Here is a 19,921-nt window from a genome sequence, read left to right as displayed (position 1 = left end):
CATGAAGGTGGGATGATTTATTGAGAGTAATATCAGGGAGTAAAAAGGGTTATAAATTAAAGGCTCCTAAAGGAAGGGATATTAGACCTACAGAAGATAGGATTAAAGAATCATTATTTAATATTTTAGGAGACGTAGATAAAAATTCTATAGTTTTAGATTTGTATGCTGGTTCTGGTTCTATTGGTATTGAATTTTTGAGTAGGGGTGCACAGAAGGCTTACTTTATTGATAATTCTATAATGAGTATAAAAGTTATAAATGAAAATTTAGCTCATACTGGATTAGAAGATAAGGCAAATGTTATTAAAGCAAATGCTCAAAAAGGTATAAATTTACTATCTAAAAATAATTTATCTTTTGACTATATATTTATGGATCCACCTTATAGGCAAAATTTATGTATAAAGATTCTTAAATATATTTATAAAAAGGACATTTTAAAAAAAGAAGGTATTATAATAATAGAGCATGAAAAAGAATTAATATTAGATGATAAAATATATGGGTTTACTAATATAGACCATAGAAATTATGGTAATAAGTCTTTAACTTTTTATATAAATAATTGATAAGGGGGAGAAAAATGGTTGTAATATATCCTGGAAGTTTTGATCCTGTAACTTATGGACACTTAGACATAATAGATAGGTGTTCCAAAAAATTTGATAAAGTTATAGTAGCAGTCCTAAACAACAAATCTAAAAAAAATATGTTTACTATAGAGGAGAGAGTTGAATTATTGGAGGAAGTTTTAAATAATTATGACAATGTAGAAGTAGATACTTTTTCTGGATTACTGGTAGATTATGCTAGAGAAAAAGGGTGTACTACAATGGTTAGAGGATTAAGAGCAGTATCAGATTTTGAATATGAGATGCAAATGGCTCTGGCTAATAAAAAGTTAAAGCCAGATATAGAAACTATATTTATGGTGTCAAGTGGTAAGTATACTTATTTAAGTTCAAGTATAGTTAAAGAAGTTGCAACTTTTGGTGGAGATATTTCTTGTTTTGTTCCTCATAATGTAGAGACTGCATTAAAGAAAAAAGTAAAAGGAGGTAGTCAATGATTATGGACATTCTAAAGTTAATAGATGAAATAGAGGATATAATTGAGAATGGTTCATCAGTACCCTTTTCTTCTAAAGTTATGATTGATGCAAATGAGATATATGATATTATAAGCGAGATAAGAATTAAATTGCCAGAGGAAATAAAACAAGCTAATTGGATAAAAGAAGAACGTCAGAGGATATTGGCTGAAGCTCAAAAAGAAGCAGATACCATTATTAATGAGGCTGAATTAAGATTAAAAGAGTTAATAGAAGAAGATGAAATAACTAAAAAAGCAAAGGAATTAGCTGAAGAAATTACTACTAGAGCACAAAATAATGCTAAAGAGATTAGGCTAGGAGCACTAGAATATGCCGATAATATATTAGCAAATACTCAAGAAGACCTAAAAAGATTAATAGAGATATTAAATGAGAATAGAAAAGAACTAAGAGGATGATTAATTAATTATTTTGCTGAAATAAATATTTGATAAACATCATAATAAAAGATGAGATTAATAAGCATAAACTCATTAATAGAGCAAGTTTAAAAGAGCCTAATAATAAATTAGACCATTCTAATATAAAAATGGAATCCGTTGGATAGCAGGGATATGGATAAAAAGATGGTTTAATTATGTCTTTGTATATAAAAGCATATAGTAATATGGTATATATAGAAGCCAAGCTACCATGAAGAAGTTTTGCAATTATATATATTTTACTATTTATATCAGTGTTACTTAAAAAACTTATAGCTTGACTATGGACTGAAAAACCGCTCCATCCTATTAAAAAATTTATAAGTATAATTTTTTGCATTAATCCTAAATTTGTAGTTGATATTTTTGTACAACCTGTTGTCAATTCAAATATACCAGCAAATAATGCTTTTATTACTTCTATATTAATTTGAACGGGAATTAGTTTTTGTATAAATTTTATAAATAGGCTAAAAAAATTTGATACAAATATTATCTCTACTAGTACAGTATATATAATCATAAATCCACCAATTAATGTGATAGTATTTATACTTGATCTTATACTATCGGAAATAATTTTGCCTATTGAAGTTTTTTTAATGTTTATATTTATATTATTTGCACTAGTATTAAGATTTTTTTTCTGCAATGTATAATAATGGGATAAATTATCTTCGCCTTTTTTATAGAATCTAAAAAGAAAACCTATAGTTAAAGCCCCAAAGTAGTGAGGATATATTACCAATGGTACTATAGAAGGATTATTAAGCATGCCTATGGAAACTGCTCCTATCATGAATAGTGGACCAGAAGTACTAGAAAAGCACATGGTCCTTTCAGCTTCTGTTTTGGATATTAGATTTTTAGATCTTAAGCTGGAAATTATTTTAATTCCTGTAGGATAGCCAGATATTATGCTCATAGAAAAAGGAAAAGCAGAAATACCTGGTACATTAAATATAGGCTTCATCAATGGTTCTAATAATTTACCAATGAAATTTACGAAGCCTATTCTTATTAAAATTTCTGAAATTATAAAAAATGGTAATAATGAAGGTATTACTACATTAAACCAGGTTAATAAACTATCATGAGCACTATCTAATGCTAATTTAGGATGGGTTACAATACCTACTAATGTGTATATTAATAGAATTATGAATACTATATTGATAAAGGATTTTTTCATAGCCTTTTATTCCCTCCGTTGTGGTTATAATATTTACCTTTAATAAATTATATTTATACATAATAAAAATATGATAGAAAGACTATGGGAGGTGTTATTGTGAGTAAAAAAACAGTAGTGGGATTGGCTTTAGGTTCTGGTGCAGCAAGAGGGCTTGCACATATAGGTGTATTAAAAGCTTTAGAGGAATTAAATATAGATATAGATATAATATCAGGTAGTAGTGCAGGGGCTCTTATAGGAGGATTATATAGCACAGGAATAGACCCTGACATGTTAAAAAATTTGACCATTCAAATAGACAAGAAAATGTGGATGGATTTTACAGTACCTAGAAAAGGAATAATTAAAGGGGAGCGGATAGAGGAAATATTAAAGCTTATTACTGCTAATAGGAACATAGAAGAATTAAATAAGAAATTAGTAATAGTGGCTACAGATTTAAAGACTGGTGAAGAAGTAATATTTAATAAAGGACCTCTTTACAAAGCAATAAGAGCTAGTATATCAATTCCTGGTGTATTTGAACCCGTTGAATATCAAGGTAGAACATTAGTGGATGGGGGAGTTGTTGATAGAATTCCTATTTCTATATTAAAAAAAATGGGAGCAGATATAGTTATAGCTATAGATGTTGGATTTAGTAAGTATCAAAGTAAAGTAATTCATATGTTTGATATAGTACTGCAATCTATAGATATAATGTCTAAGCAGATAACTGAACCAGATTTAGGATTAGCAGATTTAATTATTAGATTACCTTTAAGCCATATAGAATCCTCAGACTTTGAATTGGTAGAAGAATGTTCTATAATAGGATATGAAACTGTGATGAAAAACAAAGAAAAGATATTCAATGTTTTGAATAATCTTAAATAAAATTATATTAACAATTTCATTTAGATTATTTTCTAATATAAGGAGTTATATAATAATCCATATTTATGAAAGGTTTTGAGTTTTTTAAACCTATAAAGAAAAGGTCTGTAGATTTTTTATCAAAATAGAGTATTTTGTTTAAATAAGTATTATTGTACTTATGATGATTAGCGAATTTAATGATTATTGGTAGCTTGGAATTTTTCTTTATTTTGTTTAATAACATGAAACCATTTTTATTAGCACCTAATACTCGTATATATGCAGGATGGTAGCTTTTTAATTCTTCAAATGTAGTTTGGGTTAAATCCATCATGATATGAACTAATATTCTTTGAATTCTAGTTTTAGGATACCTTTTTGTGCTTATAGCCTGAACTAATTGTTCTGCATTTTTGTATTGAGTTGCTTTATCTACTATTCGGTTTTCTAATCCTGGTTCCATATCCATTATTTCAGTTAATTGTTTTTTATTCTTGGTACATAATAAATAATGTATTATCTGGTCATAATTACTTAGTGTATTGAAATATTTATATTTATTTTTATAATCTATTAAATGATCATAAGTTTTTAAAGGAACATATTTTTTTATAGAATCTATAGGATTATTGAGCAAGTTATTTCTTATTGCAGTAGCACTAGCTATATTACCTTTTAGTATAGTATCTTTATATTGATTTTCAATTCTTTTTATAGCAATAGGCTCAATATTACTATTTATTAATTTTAAAGCTTTTATATACTCAATGGCTAATATATTATTAGGCATGTTTAATATATTTTTAATATCTAAAATTTCTTTAAGTTTTGGCTTTTTTAAGAAAAAATAATCTTCTAGAGCGTTACTACGAGATATTGGATATGAGTATCCCATATCCAAATATTTTTTTAATCTTTTTTTATAATAAGGAGGTTCAACGGCTAAAACATGGGCTATTTTGATTAGAGGTTTTAGATCCTCTATTTCAGCACCAAATACCATATAATCTGTTATATTAAGTTGATCTAATAGAGAAACACCACCATAAGCAAACAATTCTGCAGATTGGACTGAAAATATAAAGGGCAATTCTATAACTAAATCCACACCATTGTCTATTGCCATTTTAGCTTTACTCCATTTATCTATTAAAGAAGGTTCACCTCTTTGAACAAAAGAACCACTTATTATGGCTATAGAATAATCTGCATTAGTTAAATGTTTTGCCATCTCCAAATGGTATTTATGGCCTAAATGGAAAGGATTGTATTCAGCTATAAATCCAACTACTTTCATTTTATTAAAACCTCCATTTGTTTTTTATATTAATATAATTATAGCATAAGTTAATCTTTTGAAAGTTATAATGTCGTTGATTTTTTAAGGGATATATAATAATATAATCTATAGTTGTATATTTAACTAACATATTAAAAAAATAGGAGGAATAAATATGAATATATTGGTTATTAATTGTGGTAGTTCTTCTTTAAAATATCAATTAATAAATATGAATAATGAGGAAGTTATTGCGAAGGGATTAGTAGAGAGAATAGGAATGGAAGGTTCTGTAGTAAAACATAGGACTACTGGGAAAGAAGAAGTTTTAATTGAAGAACCAATGAAAGATCATAAGAAAGCTTTAGAATTAGTACTTAATGCGTTGGTAGATTCAAATTATGGAGCTATAAAATCCATGGATGAAATTGGGGCAGTAGGTCATAGGGTAGTTCATGGAGGAGAAAAATTTGCAAATTCAGTACTTATAGATGATGAAGTAATGGAAGCTTTAAATGAATGTATAGATTTGGCTCCTCTTCATAATCCACCAAATATAATGGGGATTGAAGCTTGTAAAGCTCTTATGCCAAATACTCCAATGGTAGGAGTGTTTGATACAGCGTTTCATCAAACTATACCTATGGCTAATTATATATATCCATTACCATATGAATTATATGAGAAGTATGGCATTAGGAAATATGGTTTTCATGGAACTTCTCATAAGTATGTATCATTAAAAGCAGCTGAAATCTTAAATAAAGATATAGAAAAAATAAATGTAATAACTTGCCATTTAGGAAATGGAGCCAGTGTTTGTGCAATACAAGGTGGAAAATCTGTAGATACTAGTATGGGTTTTACACCATTAGAAGGGCTTGCTATGGGAACTAGATCAGGCAATATAGATCCAGCTATAATTCCTTTTATAATGGAAAAGGAAAATTTGACAGTTGACGAGGTAAATGAGTTACTTAATAAAAAATCTGGAGTATTAGGAATTTCTGGAATTAGCAGTGATTTTAGAGATTTAGAAGAAGCTGCAGCTGAAGGTCATGAAAGGGCACAATTAGCTTTGGATGTATTTTGTAATAGAGTGAAAAAATATATTGGTGCTTATGTAACAATGATGTGCCATGTAGATGCTCTTGTATTTACAGCAGGTATAGGAGAGAATTCTGTTTTTGTTAGAAAAAAAATATGTGATGGGTTAGAATGTATAGGTATTGAAATTGATGAAGAACTAAATGATATTAGGGGCAAAGAAGCAATAGTTAGTAAAGATACATCACCTGTTGCTATATTGGTTATTCCTACTAATGAAGAATTAATGATAGCAAGAGATACATTAGAGATTATTAATAAATAAAAATTCTTGACAAATATTAGCCTCCTTTATATAATTAAGTGTGTTAGTTTAAGAGGTGAATAAAATGAATATTGATTTATCTGAACTTCAGAAAGAAGATGTTTTAAGTATTCATATTGAAGGAGAATTAAATAAAAATGTTTTGGATGCTAGTGAACGTAATATTAAAAATTTAAAATATGTAGAGTATAGAGGAGATATATACAAAGCTGACGAAGGGAAAATTGTTCATGTAGATATTCACTATGAATATGAAGAAGTGTGTAGTAGATGTTTAACTATTTTTACGGGAAAAGGGAGTACTATTTTATCAGGGAGGCTAATTAAAAATAATAATGAAATAGAAGAAATTGATGATGAGATTATTTATTATAATGGAGAAAATGTGGATTTAACTGATGATATATTGGATATGGTTATATTATCATTACCTATGAAACCTCTTTGTAAAAAAGATTGTAAAGGGCTATGCCCTAAATGTGGTATTAATTTAAATAAAAGAAAATGTGATTGTGTCTTGGAAGGGATCGATCCGCGATTAGAAAAATTAAAAGATTTTGTTCCAAAGGAAGGAGGAGATGTTTAAATGGCAGTTCCAAAGAGAAAAACTTCTAAAGCTAGAAGAGATAAAAGAAGAGCATCTGCTTATAGATTAAACAAAGTGACTATCTCTGAGTGTCCACAATGTCATGAACCTAAATTGCCTCATAGGGTTTGTCCATCTTGTGGATATTATAAAAATAGAGAAGTTATAGATGTGGAATAGTTAAGTATAAGATAGTGATACCATATCGCTATCTTTTTTTATATAAATATTGCATTTTTACATATTCTATAATATATTTAATATCAATAGCTTATTAATACTTAGGAGGATGGTTATGAGGATTATTGTGGATAGCATTGGAGGGGACAAAGGTCCAGGAGAAATTATAAAAGGGTGTGTTGAAGCAGTAAATGAATTAGATATAAATATAACTATTGTTGGAAAGGAAGATGAAATAAAAGAGGAGTTATCTGGGTACAATTTTTCTAAAGATAGTATTGATATATTAAATGCTAAAGATATGATTACCAATGAGGATGATCCAGCACTTGCCATTAGGCGAAAAAAGGATTCATCTATGGTAGTAGGATTAAAAGCATTAGCTGAAGGATATGGGGATGCTTTTGTATCTACAGGTAATACTGGTGCATTATTAGCAGGTGGATTATTTATTGTAAAGAGGATAGAGGGTATAGAAAGAGCAGCTTTAGCTACAGTTTATCCTACCCGAAAAGGGTTTTCTTTGATGTTAGATATAGGAGCAAATGTGGATTGCAAACCCGAGTACTTAAAACAATTTGCTATCATGGGCTCTATTTATAGTGAAAAAGTATTAGGAATAAAATCCCCAAAGGTTGGATTGGCAAATATTGGTGTGGAAGAAGTAAAAGGGAATAATTTAGTTAGAGAATCCTATAAATTATTGAAAGATGCTAATATAAATTTTTGTGGAAACGCAGAAGTAAGAGATATTCCAGAAGGAGTAATGGATGTTATAGTATGTGATGGATTTATTGGTAATGTTATATTAAAATTAACTGAAGGTATGGCTATTACTATGTTTTCTATTTTAGAAGAAGAATTTACTAAGTCTTTTAAATCTAAAATAGGAGCAATGATGTTAAAACCTCAATTTAAATCTTTAAAAAACAGATTGGATTACAGAGAATATGGAGGTGCACCTTTATTAGGATTAAAACAATTAGTAGTTAAAGCTCATGGAAGTTCAGATGCTATTGCAATAAAAAATGCAATTAAGCAAGCAAAAACTTTTGTAGATAAAGATGTAATAAAAATTATAGAAAGTGAAATAAATATATTAGAAAAGTAAAATAAATTAATAGGAGGTGCTTTAAATGGTATACGAAAAAATAAAAGCGATGATATCAAATCAGTTTAAAATTGATGAAGATGATATTACTATGGATACATCTTTCAGAAAAGACTTGAAAGCAGATTCTATAGATCTAGTAGAGTTTATAATATCAATTGAAGAAGAGTTTGACATAGAAGTAGAAGATGATGAGTTAGAAAATATAGATACTGTAGGAGATGCTGTTAAGTATATAGAAGAACATATTAATTAACATTAAATTATTAAGTCTAGACTTAATAATTTAATGTTAATGTATTTGGAGGTAATATTGTGAGAATATCGGCTAAACGAAAGGAAGATTTAGATAAACTTCAAAAAAGAATAAATTATTATTTTAAAGATTTGGGATTATTAAATATAGCATTAACTCATAGTTCTTATTCAAATGAAAAAAATATTAAAAATAACGTAAACAATGAAAGATTAGAATTTTTAGGAGATGCTGTGATTGGTTTGGTAGTATCTGAATATTTATATGATAGATTTAAAGAATTGCCAGAAGGGGAGATGACTAAGAAAAGAGCTTCTATAGTATGTGAATCTTCTCTTGCATTTGCTGCAAGAAAAATAAATCTTGGGAAATATATACTTTTAGGAAAAGGTGAGGAGGCTACAGGGGGGAGAAATAGAGATTCTATATTGGCAGATACCTTTGAAGCGTTGGCAGGTGCCATTTTTTTAGATGGAGGCTTAGAATGTGTTTGTAGATATTTAATAGATATGTTTGAAGAAGAAGTAATATATGCAATTTCTAAAGGTAATCTTTTTATAGATTATAAAACAGAACTTCAAGAAGTACTTCAAAGAAAAGGGAAATCAAAAATTGAATATGTGGTTGATAAGGAAGTAGGTCCAGATCACAAAAAGAAATTTTATATGAATGTGATTGTGGAAAACAAAATCATTGGAAGTGGAATGGGTAGGAATAAAAAAGAAGCTGAACATATGGCAGCAAAACAAGCATTAATTAGAATGGGTGAAAAAAATGAGCAATAACTATTTTATCATTCCTATATTTGTTCCACATTTAGGTTGCCCTTATGATTGTGTTTTCTGTAATCAGATACGGATAACTGGACTATCTACTAATGTAACTTCTGAAGATGTAGAAAGAATAATAGAAGAGCACTTATCTACCTTTCCTAAAAATGAAATTCGTATTGAGGTAGCTTTTTATGGTGGTAGTTTTACAGGTATTGATGAAAGTATTCAAAGAGAATTATTATCTATACCACTAAAATATAAAAATAGAAATAAAATTCACGGAATTCGTCTTTCAACAAGACCTGATTATATTGATGAAAATATATTAAATTTGCTTAAAGAATATAAAGTCGATACTATAGAATTAGGAGTTCAATCTTTGGCAGATGATGTATTAAAGAAAAGTGGCAGAGGGCATAATAGTAAACAAGTATATGAAGCTTCACAGTTAATAAAAAATTATGGTTTTAACCTAGGATTGCAGATGATGATAGGACTTATTGGAGATAGTATGGAGAAATCCATATATACTGCTAAAGAGTTTATAAAACTAGAGCCTTATTGTGTTAGAATATATCCTACTCTAGTAATTAAGGATACTTATTTAGAAAAGCTTTATGAAGAACAATGTTATAAACCATTGTCTTTAGATGAAGCTGTAAATATATCAAGAGATTTATTAATGTTATTTGAATTTTATAATATTCATGTTATTCGAGTAGGATTGCAGCCAACAGAGAACATAACTTTAGGAAAAGATGTAATAGCAGGTCCTTTTCATCCTTCTTTTAGACAATTAGTAGAATCCAGTATTTATAGACTCATATTAGATAAATTTTTAGATGATCATAAGGAAATAACGAAAAATAATATAATAAAAATTGAAATCAACAGAAAAAACATATCTAATATAGTAGGACAAAAATCTAGCAACAAAAGGTATTTTATTGACAAATATAAATTAAAAAATATAAAAATATATGAAAGAGATATTCCATTGGATGATATAATATTAACCATAGGAAATTTTGATTATACAATAAATAAAAAAAGTGCCATAGAAAAATACTTAAAAGATAAATCTATAATATGAGTTAAGAGGTGTTTGATTTGTATTTAAAAAAAGTTGAAATACGAGGTTTTAAATCTTTTGCTGATAAAATTGAAGTTGACTTTAAAGAAGGTATTACAGCTATTGTAGGGCCTAATGGTAGTGGCAAAAGTAATATTGCAGATGCTATTAGATGGGCACTTGGAGAACAAAGCATAAAAACTTTAAGAGGAAGTAAGATGGAAGATGTTATATTTTCAGGTACAGATAATAGAAAACCTTTAGGATATGCTGAAGTTAATATTATATTTGATAATAAAGATGAATTTATTCCAATTGATTATCAAGAAGTAGCTATTACTAGAAGAGTATTTCGTTCTGGTGAATCAGAATATTACTTGAACAAAAATCCTTGTAGATTAAAAGATATTAAAGAGTTATTTATGGATACGGGTGTTGGGAAAGATGGATATTCAATAATTGGACAAGGGAAAGTTGATGAAATACTAAGCACTAAACCAGAAGATAGAAGAATTATATTTGAAGAAGCTGCTGGAATAGTAAAATATAAATCTAAAAAAGAAGAAGCAAAAAAGAAATTAGAAAAAACTCAGGATAATTTAATTAGATTAAAGGATATTATTGCTGAATTAGAAAGGCAGGCAGCACATTTAAAAGAGCAATCAGAAAAAGCTAATATATTTTTACAATTATCAAATAACTTAAAAGAATTAGAGGTTAACATATTTATTAGGGATATTGAAAAAATTAGTGAGGAATTAGAACTAATTCAGAAGGAAAGAACATCATTAATCAATGATATAAATGAAAAGAAAAAAGAAAGAGAAAACATCGAGTCACAATTTAATTTGATGAAATCCAACATAGAAAGTATAGATTTTAAAATAGATAAATTACAAAATGAGAAAATGGAACTATTAAATAAATTGAACGAATGTAAAAATCGTGTACAAATATTAGAAGAAAAACAAAAGTTTTTTATAAAAGATGTAAAAAGATTAACTGAGGAAATAGATGATTTAAAAATACATGAAAAAGAATTAATAAAAGAAAATGAGAATATTAATATTGAAATAATTGATGAAAAAAAATCACTTGAAACAGTAAAAGCTAAATTTGAGAAAAAAGAAATAGAACTCAAGGATGTAAATAATAAAATCAAATTAGAGGAGAAAAAAATAGATAAAGAAAAAGATAAGATAATTACTTCTTATAATAAAATGACAGATATTAAAAGTAAAATAAATAATCTGGAAAGTTTTGAAGAAAACATATATAAAAGAATGAATCAATTGGAGAGAGAAATTAAATGTTTAAAAACAAACATGGAAGAAGATGTACAATCATTAGAAAAAGTAAAGGAATTAGAGGCTGAGAAAAAGAAACAAGTGTTATCTTGTAACAGGACTTTAACAGATTTAAAATTAAAAGATGAAAATTATAGTGAACAGTTAAATGATATATTTTCTAAATTAAATGACAATAAAGTTGAATTACAAGGTAAAATATCTAATTATAATCTACTAAAAAATATGCAAAATGATTATGAAGGTTATTTTAAAAGTGTAAAAAATTTAATGATTGCTTGTAAAAAGGATAAAAAACTAAAAGATAAGTTAATAGGCTTAGTAGCTGATTTAATTAAGGTTGATGAAAAATACGAGAAAGCTATAGATGTTGCACTAGGTGGAAGTTTACAAAACATAGTTACAGCTAATGAGGAGGATGCCAAGTTTATTATAGAATATTTAAGAAAGAATAATTTAGGGCGAATAACATTTTTACCTCTTACTACTATAAAAGGAGATCCTATTAATATAAATGCTAAAGATAGAAAAAAGTTAAATATAATAGGTTTAGGGTCTGAATTAGTAGAATATGATACTAAATACAAAAATATAATTGACTATTTATTAGGAAGAAGTATAGTTGTAAATAATTTAGATGATGCAACTTTAGTAGCTAATAGATTTAATTACAGATATAAAATTGTTACATTGGAAGGAGATATAATAAACGCTGGTGGTTCTATGACTGGTGGTAGTATGAATAAGTCTAGTGGGAAATTGTTAAATAGAAATTATATATTGGAAAAACTTAGAAAAGAAATAAATATTTTAACAGAAATTCAACGAGATTTAGAAAAACAAAAAAATGATATTCAGTTGAAACGAGAAAAAAACATTCAACAATTAAATTATTATGAAAAAACATTACAAGATTTTAATGTTGAAGTAATTAAATTAGAAAATGAAAAGAACAATATAAATGCACAAATTGAAAAAAATCATGATGCCATTTCAAAATTTAATAAAGAACTGGATAGTTTAAATCAGGAATTAAAAGGGATAAAGTATGATAGAGAAATTTTCGAAGCTAATTTGAACAGTTTAGAGAGTGAGAATGAAGGCATAAAAGATAACGTAAAAAATTTCATGAAGCAATTTGAGTGTATTAAGAATATCAAGGAACAGCTAGCAAAGGAATTAACAGATTTAAATATACAGATTAATTTATTAGAAAATAAGCTAATTGATAAAGAGGAAAAATATCATAATATACAATTAGAATTGAATGATTTAAAAGAAATAAGACAGAATAAAAAATTAGAATTAAATAATATAAAAAATGAAATAGAAAATATAAAAAGTACTATAGATTCTGTAACAATAAATATGCAAAATTTAACTGATATGGAAAAGGACAAGAATAACAAATTAAAGTTACTACAAAAAGATAGAACAAAAGAAATGGAAGGCTATTATGTGCAACAAAAGCAGTTGAAGAATATAAATGATGAATTAGATCAATTAGAAAAAATTAGAAATAAACTTGAAGTAAAAAAAGCAAAATATATGATGCAATTAGAAAATGTTAAATTAAGATTAAAAGAAGATTATGAACTTTCCTATGAAGATGCTTTAGATATGTGGATTGAGATAGAAGATATGGAATATGCTTTATTGAAGGTAGAAAGATTAAAGAAAGAGATAAAAGAACTTGGAACTGTAAACTTAAATTCTATTGAAGAATATAAAATTACAAAGGAAAGACTGGAATTTATTACAAAGCAAATGAATGATTTAATTATTGCTAAAGCTGATTTAAAAAAAGTAATTGAAGATATGGATATAAAAATGAGAGAACAATTTTTATCTAGTTTTAATGAAATAAAGGAAAATTTTAATCAAATTTTCAAAGTATTGTTCAATGGAGGAAAGGCAGATTTAATTATAGAAGATGAAGATAATATACTTAATTCTGGGATAGACATAATAGTACAACCTCCAGGGAAAAAATTGCAAAATTTATCTTTGTTATCAGGAGGTGAAAAATCTTTAACTGCAGTAGCCTTATTGTTTGCAATACTTCAAACTAAGCCCACTCCATTTTGCATATTAGATGAGATTGATGCAGCATTAGATGAAGCTAATATAAATAGATATACAAATTATCTTAAAAGTTTATCTAAGGATACTCAATTTATAATAATAACTCATAGAAAAAGTACTATGGAAATTGCAGATGTATTATATGGAGTGACCATGGAAGAAGAAGGTGTTAGTAAGGTTGTTTCTGTTAAATTAACAGAAGATTTAGATGAAATTGCTAGTTAGGAGGTAAAAAATGTTCAAAAATTTATTTAAAAGAAACAAAAAAGATGATAAAAATAATGAAGTAAAGTTGGAAAAACAAGATGAATTAGATGAAGAATTGAAAGATGATATTAAAGTTGATGAATCTAAGCATAAAACGGGTTTTTTCGAGAAGTTAAAGCAAGGTTTAGATAAAACTAGAAAAGAAATGACAGATAAAATAGATGGTATATTAAATTCTTATAGCAAAATAGATGATGAGTTATTTGAAGGCTTAGAGGAAATATTGGTAACAGCAGATGTAGGAATTAAGACTACTATGGAAATAATTGATAAATTGAAAGAAAGAGTTAGGGAAGAAAATATTAAAGATCCTGAAGAAATTAAATATTTACTAAAAGATGAAATAAAAAGAATTATGACTCAATCTGGAGGGGAGAATGAATTAAAAATTGATCCTTCACCTGCAGTTATATTGGTAGTAGGGGTTAATGGAGTTGGAAAAACAACTACTATAGGTAAGTTAGCTTATAATTTAAAAATGCAAGGCAGAAAGATAATTATAGCTGCTGGTGATACTTTTAGAGCAGCTGCTATTGAACAGCTTGAAGAATGGGGTAAAAAAGCTGGAGTAGATATTGTTGCCCATAGTGAAGGAGCTGATCCTGCTGCAGTGATATTTGATGGAATTCAAGCTTCAAAAGCTAGAAAAGGAGATGTTTTAATATGTGATACAGCTGGAAGACTCCATAATAAAAAAAATTTGATGAATGAGTTAAATAAAATATTTCGTGTAGTAGAAAGAGAATACCCTGAGGCTCAAAAAGAAGTTCTTTTGGTGTTAGATGCTACTACTGGACAAAATGCCATATCCCAGGCTAAAGTATTTAATGAAGTTTGTGATATTACAGGGATTGCTTTGACTAAATTAGATGGAACAGCGAAAGGTGGAGTTGTAATTGCTTTACAATCTGAATTAAATTTACCAGTGAAACTTGTGGGAGTAGGAGAAAATATAGAAGACTTACAACCTTTTAACGTAGATGATTTTGTTGAAGCAATATTTGGGTAAAAATATTTAAATTAAATATTGACAAAATATAAGAATTATAATAGAATAACACTGTCAAGTAAAAACCTTGACAGTGCATATTTAATTTGGTGATAAATAAAATGGTTGATAAATTAGTAGAAATTGGCATATTATTTGATTTTTATGGAAAGTTATTAAGTGATAGTCAATATGAAGTTGTTGAATTATACTATATTCATGATCTATCTCTTGCAGAAATAGGAGAAGAATTGGGTATAAGCCGTCAAGCTGTATATGATACCCTTAAACGAGCTGAGCATAAGTTATATGAATATGAGGCTATATTAGGTCTTGTAAATAAGTTTAAATTTAATAAGAAAGAAATAAGTAAAATAGCTATAATAATAGATGAGATAGAAAAGGAATCTAAAAATATAGATAATGATAAAATAATAAAAAAGGCTAAGGAGTTAAAAGAAATAATAAGGAGATTAATAGATGATAGCCAGGAGGTTGTTAATTAATGGTATTTGAAAGCTTATCCGAAAAGTTACAAAATGCGTTAAGTAAACTTAAAGGTAAAGGTAAACTTTCGGAAAAAGATGTGGATTTAGCCATGCGAGAGGTAAAGTTAGCTCTGTTGGAGGCGGATGTTAATTATAAAGTGGTTAAAGATTTCATAGATAAGGTAAAGGTTAGAGCAGTTGGTTCGGAGGTAATGGAAAGTTTAACTCCTGGGCAACAGGTCATTAAAATAGTAAATGAAGAATTAACCAATTTAATGGGAGAAAAAGCAGAAAAAATAAATACATCTCCAATACCACCAACGGTTATACTTATGTGTGGTTTGCAAGGTGCAGGTAAAACTACTACAGCTGGAAAATTAGCATATAATCTTAAAAAACAAAATAAAAAGCCCCTATTGGTTGCTTGTGATGTATATAGACCTGCAGCAATAAAACAATTAGAAGTTGTAGGAGAGCGTGTTGAAGTACCTGTATTTTCAATGGGTAATAAGAATAATCCGGTAGATATTGCTAAGGCAGCAGTGGAATATGGTAAAAAAAATAGCCACGATTTTATTATAATAGATACAGCTGGTAGACTTCATATAGATGAAACACTTATGAAAGAGCTTAAGAACATATATGATTCAGTTAAGCCCCAAGAAGTATTATTAGTAGTTGATGCTATGACAGGTCAAGATGCAGTTAATGTAGCAGAAACATTTAATGATATGTTAGAGATTACAGGAATCATTTTAACTAAATTAGATGGGGATGCTAGAGGAGGAGCCGCATTATCAATTAGATCAGTTACTGGTAAGCCCATTAAATTCATCGGTATGGGTGAAAAACTTGATCAATTAGAACCTTTTCATCCTGATAGAATGGCATCTAGAATATTAGGGATGGGCGATGTTCTCAGTTTAATAGAAAGAGCCCAAGCTTCGATAGATGAAAAAAAAGCACTTGAATTGGAGAAAAAGATTCGTTCACAGCAATTTACTCTTGATGATTTTTTAGAGCAGTTAGATCAGATGAAAAATTTAGGCCCTTTAGACGAATTAATAGCAATGATTCCTGGAGTTAATTCTAAAATGATTAAAAATTTAAATGTAGATGAAAGGGAAATAGTAAAAATTCAAGCTATTATACAGTCTATGACTATTGAAGAAAGGGAAAATCCTGCTATTATCGATAGTAGTCGTAGGAAAAGGATAGCAATGGGAAGCGGAACAAATGTACAAGATGTAAACAGACTTTTAAAGCAGTTTAAAGAGACTAAAAAGATGATGAAACGTTTTAATGATATGGGAAAAACCATGAATAAAAAAGGAAAATTTGGATTTCCATTTTCTAGATAGATAATTTTAATACCCAATAAAGGAGGTGAAAACATGGCAGTTAAAATTAGATTAAGAAGAATGGGTGCAAAAAAGAACCCTTTTTATAGAATAATAGTTGCTGATTCTCGTTCTCCAAGAAACGGGAGATTTATTGAAGAGATAGGTTACTATAATCCTTTAACTGAGCCTATAACAGTTAAAATAGATGATGAAAAAGCTATAAAATGGTTAAATAATGGTGCTAAACCGACAGATACTGTTGATAGATTATTTAGAGAAAGTGGTGTATATGATAAACTTAATGAATAATTAGTTGAGGAATAATTTCTAGGAGGTGCTAATAATGGGTGAATTAGTAGAGATGATAGCGAAAGCACTTGTAGATAATCCTGATGAAGTAGAAGTTAATGAGGTTGAAGGTACACAATCAGTAATAATTGAATTGAAAGTTGCAGAAGATGATATGGGCAAAGTGATTGGAAAACAAGGTAGAATTGCAAAGGCTATTAGAACAGTAGTAAAAGCAGCTGCTATTAAAGAAAATAAAAGAGTTGTAGTGGAAATTATTCAATAGAGGGGATTAGCGATCTAATTCCCTTTATATTATATTTTGGTGGGTGAAAGTATGGAGTTTACTCAGGTAGGAAAAATAATAAATACCCATGGAGTTAAGGGAGAAGTAAAAATTTATCCATTGACAGATGATATATATAGATTTAATAAACTCAAGAAAGTTTATTTAGGAAAAAATAAAGTAAAATTAGAAATAGAAAATGTAAGATATCACAAAGGGTTAGTTATAATTAAATTTAAAGGAATTGATAATATTAATGAGATAATATCTTTTAAAGATGATTTTATCTATGTAGATGAGGAAGATAGAATAAAATTACCTGAGGATAAATATTTTATATATGATGTAATAGGTTGTGTGGTATATAATCATGAAGGAGAGAAAATTGGTTTAATTTCAGATGTTATTCAATCTGCAAGTAATGATGTATATGTAGTAAAAGATTATAATTTAGATAAGGAATATTTGATTCCAGCAATAAAAGAATTTATTATTCACATAGATGTTGATAATAAAAACATAATAATAGATCCAATTGAAGGAATGATAGAATGAGAATTGATGTACTTACTCTTTTTCCTGAGTTATTTGATAGCTTTGAGGAGTGGAGTATTATAGGGAGAGCCATTGAAAAAGGCTTATTTATCTTTAATAAAGTGAATATTAGAGATTTTTCAAAAGATAAACATAAACGTGTTGATGATTATCCATATGGGGGAGGTCCAGGAATGGTAATGAGACCAGAACCTATATATGAAGCCATACTCAGTGTAAAGCAGGATAATTCTACTGTTATATATTTATCTCCTCAAGGACAAAATTATAATCAAGAGCTGGCTAATATGTTAGCTAAAAAGGAACACTTAATTCTTTTATGTGGTCATTATGAAGGAGTAGACAATAGAATTATTGAACATTATGTAGATATGGAAATTTCCATTGGGGATTATGTATTAACTGGTGGGGAAATTCCTGCTATGGTTCTTATAGATTCAGTTGTAAGGTTATTACCAGGTGTATTGGGAAACGAAGAATCCATTGTAAATGAGTCCCATTACAATGGACTTCTTGAACATCCTCAATACACTAGACCTAGGATATTTAACAATATATCTGTACCAGAGGTTTTACTGTCTGGAAATCATAAAAAAATAAAAAAATGGCGTCGATATAAAGCAATTGAATCAACCTATATGAAAAGACCTGAACTTTTGGAAAAGCATTCCTTATCTGATGAAGAAATAAAAATACTTGAAGAAATTAAACAAAAAATAAAAGATAAAAATTAGTTGTGTTTTATATTTTCATATGCTATAATACACAACGTGTAAAAGTACTGACGGTCCGCTACCATAAGGTAAGAACGTCTAGGGAGAAGGGAGGTTTGAACAGTGGATATAATTAAGGTGTTGGAAAATGAACAATTGAGAAATGATTTGCCTGATTTTAATGTAGGTGATACTGTTCAAGTTCATTATAAGGTCAAAGAGGGAAGTCGTGAAAGAATACAAATATTTGAAGGCACAGTTATAAAAAGACAAGGTGGAGGAATTAAAGAAACTTTTACTGTAAGAAGATTATCTTACGGTGTTGGTGTTGAAAGAACTTTTCCTTTACATTCTCCAAGAATTGATAAAATTGTGGTAACTAGGAAAGGTAAAGCAAGAAGAGCAAAACTTTATTATTTAAGAAAAAGGCAAGGTAAAGCTGCTAAAGTGAGAGAAAAAACGATGTATTAATTTATTGGGACTATATAGTCCCAATTTTATTTTGAAAAGTAGGTGATTACCATGAATATAAATTGGTATCCTGGACATATGAAAAAAACTAGAAATTCTATTAAAAAAAATCTTTCTCTAGTTGATTTAGTGTATGAAGTAATAGATGCAAGAATACCTTATAGTAGTCAAAATCCTGATATAAATACTATCATAGGTAATAAACCAAGACTTATTATTTTAAACAAATCGGATTTAGCTGATAAAAAAGCAAATTTGTTGTGGGAAGAATATTTTAAGTCAAAGGGAATTAAAGCAGTAAGTGTAGATAGTTTAAATAAAAAGGGTATAGATAATATAGTTAAATTATCCTATAAACTTACAGAGGATAAGAGAATAGCATTAAAAAAGAAGGGAATTAAAAACAAGCCTATAAGGGTTATGATACTTGGTATACCAAATGTAGGCAAATCCACTTTAATCAATAGTCTTTCAAATAGGAAAGGTGCTAAGGTAGGAAATAAACCTGGAGTAACCAAAGCAAATCAATGGATTAAAATTAAAGGCGGTTTAGAATTATTGGATACTCCTGGAATACTGTGGCCTAGATTTGAAGATAAACATGTAGGATTAAATTTAGCTTTTACCGGTGCTATAAAGGATGAATTATTGGATACTATAACTTTATCTATGGAACTTATAGAAAGACTAAATGAGATATCCAATAGCTATATAGAAAATCGTTATAATATAATAACTAAAGACAAAACACCTTATGATATAATGATGGAAATAGGTAAAAAACGAGGATGTATTATTAAAGGTGGAAAAATAGATTTTGAAAAAGTCTCTCATATTATAATTGATGAATTTAGAGAAGGTTTTATAGGAAGAATAACATTAGAATTACCAAAGAATTTGAGGTGATAT

The 19,921-nt window shown here is 28.1% G+C and carries 23 protein-coding genes; 21 read left to right on the top strand and 2 right to left on the bottom strand.

Annotated features, from left to right (window positions below):
• Nucleotides 1-20 precede the first annotated feature (20 nt).
• Genes rsmD through JL105_RS05615 form a run of 3 tightly spaced genes read left to right on the top strand, consistent with a single transcriptional unit; the run spans nt 21 to nt 1,515 of the window.
• Complete coding sequence (gene rsmD, locus JL105_RS05625) at nt 21-572, top strand: 16S rRNA (guanine(966)-N(2))-methyltransferase RsmD (protein ID WP_132027154.1); 552 nt, start codon at nt 21-23, stop codon at nt 570-572.
• 14 nt (nt 573-586) lie between these two features.
• Entirely contained in the window at nt 587-1,072 is a 486-nt protein-coding gene (gene coaD, locus JL105_RS05620; RefSeq protein ID WP_132027156.1) for a pantetheine-phosphate adenylyltransferase, read from the top strand.
• Nucleotides 1,069-1,515, top strand: coding sequence for an ATPase (locus JL105_RS05615; RefSeq protein WP_237722318.1), 447 nt, complete (start codon nt 1,069-1,071; stop codon nt 1,513-1,515). Before coaD ends, JL105_RS05615 begins: the two co-directional genes overlap by 4 nt.
• 4 nt (nt 1,516-1,519) lie before the next feature.
• On the opposite strand, the gene ylbJ is transcribed toward JL105_RS05615, so the two are convergent.
• Nucleotides 1,520-2,731, bottom strand: a complete 1,212-nt coding sequence (gene ylbJ / locus JL105_RS05610; RefSeq protein ID WP_132027158.1) for a sporulation integral membrane protein YlbJ — start codon at nt 2,729-2,731, stop codon at nt 1,520-1,522.
• Nucleotides 2,732-2,830: 99 nt separating this feature from the next.
• Between ylbJ and JL105_RS05605 the strand changes: the two genes are divergently transcribed.
• Nucleotides 2,831-3,610: a patatin-like phospholipase family protein gene (locus tag JL105_RS05605; protein ID WP_132027160.1), complete on the top strand. Its 780-nt coding sequence runs from the start codon at nt 2,831-2,833 to the stop codon at nt 3,608-3,610.
• A gap of 25 nt (nt 3,611-3,635) precedes the next feature.
• Here the strand turns inward: JL105_RS05605 and JL105_RS05600 are convergent, their stop codons facing one another.
• Entirely contained in the window at nt 3,636-4,889 is a 1,254-nt protein-coding gene (locus JL105_RS05600; protein WP_132027162.1) for a nucleotidyltransferase, read from the bottom strand.
• 157 nt (nt 4,890-5,046) lie between these two features.
• Between JL105_RS05600 and JL105_RS05595 the strand changes: the two genes are divergently transcribed.
• From JL105_RS05595 to ylqF, 17 genes are all read left to right on the top strand, one after another.
• Nucleotides 5,047-6,243, top strand: coding sequence for an acetate/propionate family kinase (locus tag JL105_RS05595; RefSeq protein ID WP_132027164.1), 1,197 nt, complete (start codon nt 5,047-5,049; stop codon nt 6,241-6,243).
• 64 nt (nt 6,244-6,307) lie between these two features.
• Nucleotides 6,308-6,829 (top strand): YceD family protein, encoded by a 522-nt coding sequence (locus tag JL105_RS05590; protein ID WP_132027166.1) that lies wholly within the window; start codon nt 6,308-6,310, stop codon nt 6,827-6,829.
• A complete protein-coding gene (rpmF, locus tag JL105_RS05585; protein ID WP_132027167.1) occupies nt 6,830-7,009 on the top strand; it encodes a 50S ribosomal protein L32 in 180 nt (59 codons plus the stop codon).
• 115 nt (nt 7,010-7,124) lie between these two features.
• Nucleotides 7,125-8,120: a phosphate acyltransferase PlsX gene (gene plsX, locus JL105_RS05580; RefSeq protein WP_132027169.1), complete on the top strand. Its 996-nt coding sequence runs from the start codon at nt 7,125-7,127 to the stop codon at nt 8,118-8,120.
• Nucleotides 8,121-8,145: 25 nt separating this feature from the next.
• On the top strand, nt 8,146-8,376 hold the full coding sequence (gene acpP / locus JL105_RS05575) for an acyl carrier protein (protein WP_132027171.1): 231 nt from the start codon (nt 8,146-8,148) through the stop codon (nt 8,374-8,376).
• Between the two features lie 59 nt (nt 8,377-8,435).
• Nucleotides 8,436-9,161, top strand: a complete 726-nt coding sequence (gene rnc, locus JL105_RS05570) for a ribonuclease III (protein ID WP_132027173.1) — start codon at nt 8,436-8,438, stop codon at nt 9,159-9,161.
• The gene (locus JL105_RS05565) at nt 9,151-10,242 is read left to right on the top strand and encodes an elongator complex protein 3 (protein WP_132027175.1); all 1,092 of its coding nucleotides are present in this window, start codon (nt 9,151-9,153) and stop codon (nt 10,240-10,242) included. Before rnc ends, JL105_RS05565 begins: the two co-directional genes overlap by 11 nt.
• Nucleotides 10,243-10,259: 17 nt before the next feature.
• Complete coding sequence (gene smc, locus JL105_RS05560; RefSeq protein ID WP_158279995.1) at nt 10,260-13,838, top strand: chromosome segregation protein SMC; 3,579 nt, start codon at nt 10,260-10,262, stop codon at nt 13,836-13,838.
• A gap of 10 nt (nt 13,839-13,848) precedes the next feature.
• The gene (gene ftsY / locus JL105_RS05555) at nt 13,849-14,889 is read left to right on the top strand and encodes a signal recognition particle-docking protein FtsY (protein WP_132027179.1); all 1,041 of its coding nucleotides are present in this window, start codon (nt 13,849-13,851) and stop codon (nt 14,887-14,889) included.
• A 101-nt stretch (nt 14,890-14,990) separates the two neighbouring features.
• Nucleotides 14,991-15,374: a YlxM family DNA-binding protein gene (gene ylxM / locus JL105_RS05550; RefSeq protein WP_132027181.1), complete on the top strand. Its 384-nt coding sequence runs from the start codon at nt 14,991-14,993 to the stop codon at nt 15,372-15,374.
• Entirely contained in the window at nt 15,374-16,717 is a 1,344-nt protein-coding gene (gene ffh / locus JL105_RS05545; RefSeq protein WP_132027183.1) for a signal recognition particle protein, read from the top strand. The genes ylxM and ffh overlap by 1 nt, the downstream gene beginning before the upstream one ends.
• A 33-nt stretch (nt 16,718-16,750) precedes the next feature.
• Nucleotides 16,751-17,008, top strand: a complete 258-nt coding sequence (rpsP, locus tag JL105_RS05540) for a 30S ribosomal protein S16 (protein WP_132027185.1) — start codon at nt 16,751-16,753, stop codon at nt 17,006-17,008.
• A gap of 34 nt (nt 17,009-17,042) precedes the next feature.
• Nucleotides 17,043-17,273: a KH domain-containing protein gene (locus tag JL105_RS05535; protein WP_132027187.1), complete on the top strand. Its 231-nt coding sequence runs from the start codon at nt 17,043-17,045 to the stop codon at nt 17,271-17,273.
• Nucleotides 17,274-17,324: 51 nt separating this feature from the next.
• The gene (rimM, locus tag JL105_RS05530; RefSeq protein ID WP_132027189.1) at nt 17,325-17,828 is read left to right on the top strand and encodes a ribosome maturation factor RimM; all 504 of its coding nucleotides are present in this window, start codon (nt 17,325-17,327) and stop codon (nt 17,826-17,828) included.
• A complete protein-coding gene (trmD, locus tag JL105_RS05525; RefSeq protein ID WP_132027191.1) occupies nt 17,825-18,562 on the top strand; it encodes a tRNA (guanosine(37)-N1)-methyltransferase TrmD in 738 nt (245 codons plus the stop codon). Before rimM ends, trmD begins: the two co-directional genes overlap by 4 nt.
• 102 nt (nt 18,563-18,664) lie before the next feature.
• Nucleotides 18,665-19,012, top strand: coding sequence for a 50S ribosomal protein L19 (gene rplS, locus JL105_RS05520; protein ID WP_132027193.1), 348 nt, complete (start codon nt 18,665-18,667; stop codon nt 19,010-19,012).
• A 51-nt stretch (nt 19,013-19,063) separates the two neighbouring features.
• The gene (ylqF, locus tag JL105_RS05515) at nt 19,064-19,918 is read left to right on the top strand and encodes a ribosome biogenesis GTPase YlqF (RefSeq protein WP_132027195.1); all 855 of its coding nucleotides are present in this window, start codon (nt 19,064-19,066) and stop codon (nt 19,916-19,918) included.
• The last annotated feature ends 3 nt before the right edge of the window (nt 19,919-19,921 follow it).

The sequence above is a fragment of the Keratinibaculum paraultunense genome (assembly GCF_016767175.1).
Taxonomy (GTDB): Bacteria; Bacillota; Clostridia; order Tissierellales; family Tepidimicrobiaceae; genus Keratinibaculum; species Keratinibaculum paraultunense.
The sequence above is the reverse complement of the archived record's forward strand: the minus strand, read 5'-3'. Positions and strand labels throughout refer to the sequence as shown.

Excerpts from the sequence above, each read along its gene's own strand:
- coaD (WP_132027156.1), top strand. The coding sequence starts at position 587 with ATGGTTGTAATATATCCTGGAAGTTTTGATCCTGTAACTTATGGACAC.
- JL105_RS05615 (WP_237722318.1), top strand. The coding sequence starts at position 1,069 with ATGATTATGGACATTCTAAAGTTAATAGATGAAATAGAGGATATAATT.
- ylbJ (WP_132027158.1), bottom strand. The coding sequence starts at position 2,731 with ATGAAAAAATCCTTTATCAATATAGTATTCATAATTCTATTAATATAC.
- JL105_RS05600 (WP_132027162.1), bottom strand. The coding sequence starts at position 4,889 with ATGAAAGTAGTTGGATTTATAGCTGAATACAATCCTTTCCATTTAGGC.
- JL105_RS05595 (WP_132027164.1), top strand. The coding sequence starts at position 5,047 with ATGAATATATTGGTTATTAATTGTGGTAGTTCTTCTTTAAAATATCAA.
- JL105_RS05590 (WP_132027166.1), top strand. The coding sequence starts at position 6,308 with ATGAATATTGATTTATCTGAACTTCAGAAAGAAGATGTTTTAAGTATT.
- rpmF (WP_132027167.1), top strand. The coding sequence starts at position 6,830 with ATGGCAGTTCCAAAGAGAAAAACTTCTAAAGCTAGAAGAGATAAAAGA.
- plsX (WP_132027169.1), top strand. The coding sequence starts at position 7,125 with ATGAGGATTATTGTGGATAGCATTGGAGGGGACAAAGGTCCAGGAGAA.
- acpP (WP_132027171.1), top strand. The coding sequence starts at position 8,146 with ATGGTATACGAAAAAATAAAAGCGATGATATCAAATCAGTTTAAAATT.
- JL105_RS05565 (WP_132027175.1), top strand. The coding sequence starts at position 9,151 with ATGAGCAATAACTATTTTATCATTCCTATATTTGTTCCACATTTAGGT.
- ftsY (WP_132027179.1), top strand. The coding sequence starts at position 13,849 with ATGTTCAAAAATTTATTTAAAAGAAACAAAAAAGATGATAAAAATAAT.
- ylxM (WP_132027181.1), top strand. The coding sequence starts at position 14,991 with ATGGTTGATAAATTAGTAGAAATTGGCATATTATTTGATTTTTATGGA.
- ffh (WP_132027183.1), top strand. The coding sequence starts at position 15,374 with ATGGTATTTGAAAGCTTATCCGAAAAGTTACAAAATGCGTTAAGTAAA.
- rpsP (WP_132027185.1), top strand. The coding sequence starts at position 16,751 with ATGGCAGTTAAAATTAGATTAAGAAGAATGGGTGCAAAAAAGAACCCT.
- JL105_RS05535 (WP_132027187.1), top strand. The coding sequence starts at position 17,043 with ATGGGTGAATTAGTAGAGATGATAGCGAAAGCACTTGTAGATAATCCT.
- rimM (WP_132027189.1), top strand. The coding sequence starts at position 17,325 with ATGGAGTTTACTCAGGTAGGAAAAATAATAAATACCCATGGAGTTAAG.
- trmD (WP_132027191.1), top strand. The coding sequence starts at position 17,825 with ATGAGAATTGATGTACTTACTCTTTTTCCTGAGTTATTTGATAGCTTT.
- ylqF (WP_132027195.1), top strand. The coding sequence starts at position 19,064 with ATGAATATAAATTGGTATCCTGGACATATGAAAAAAACTAGAAATTCT.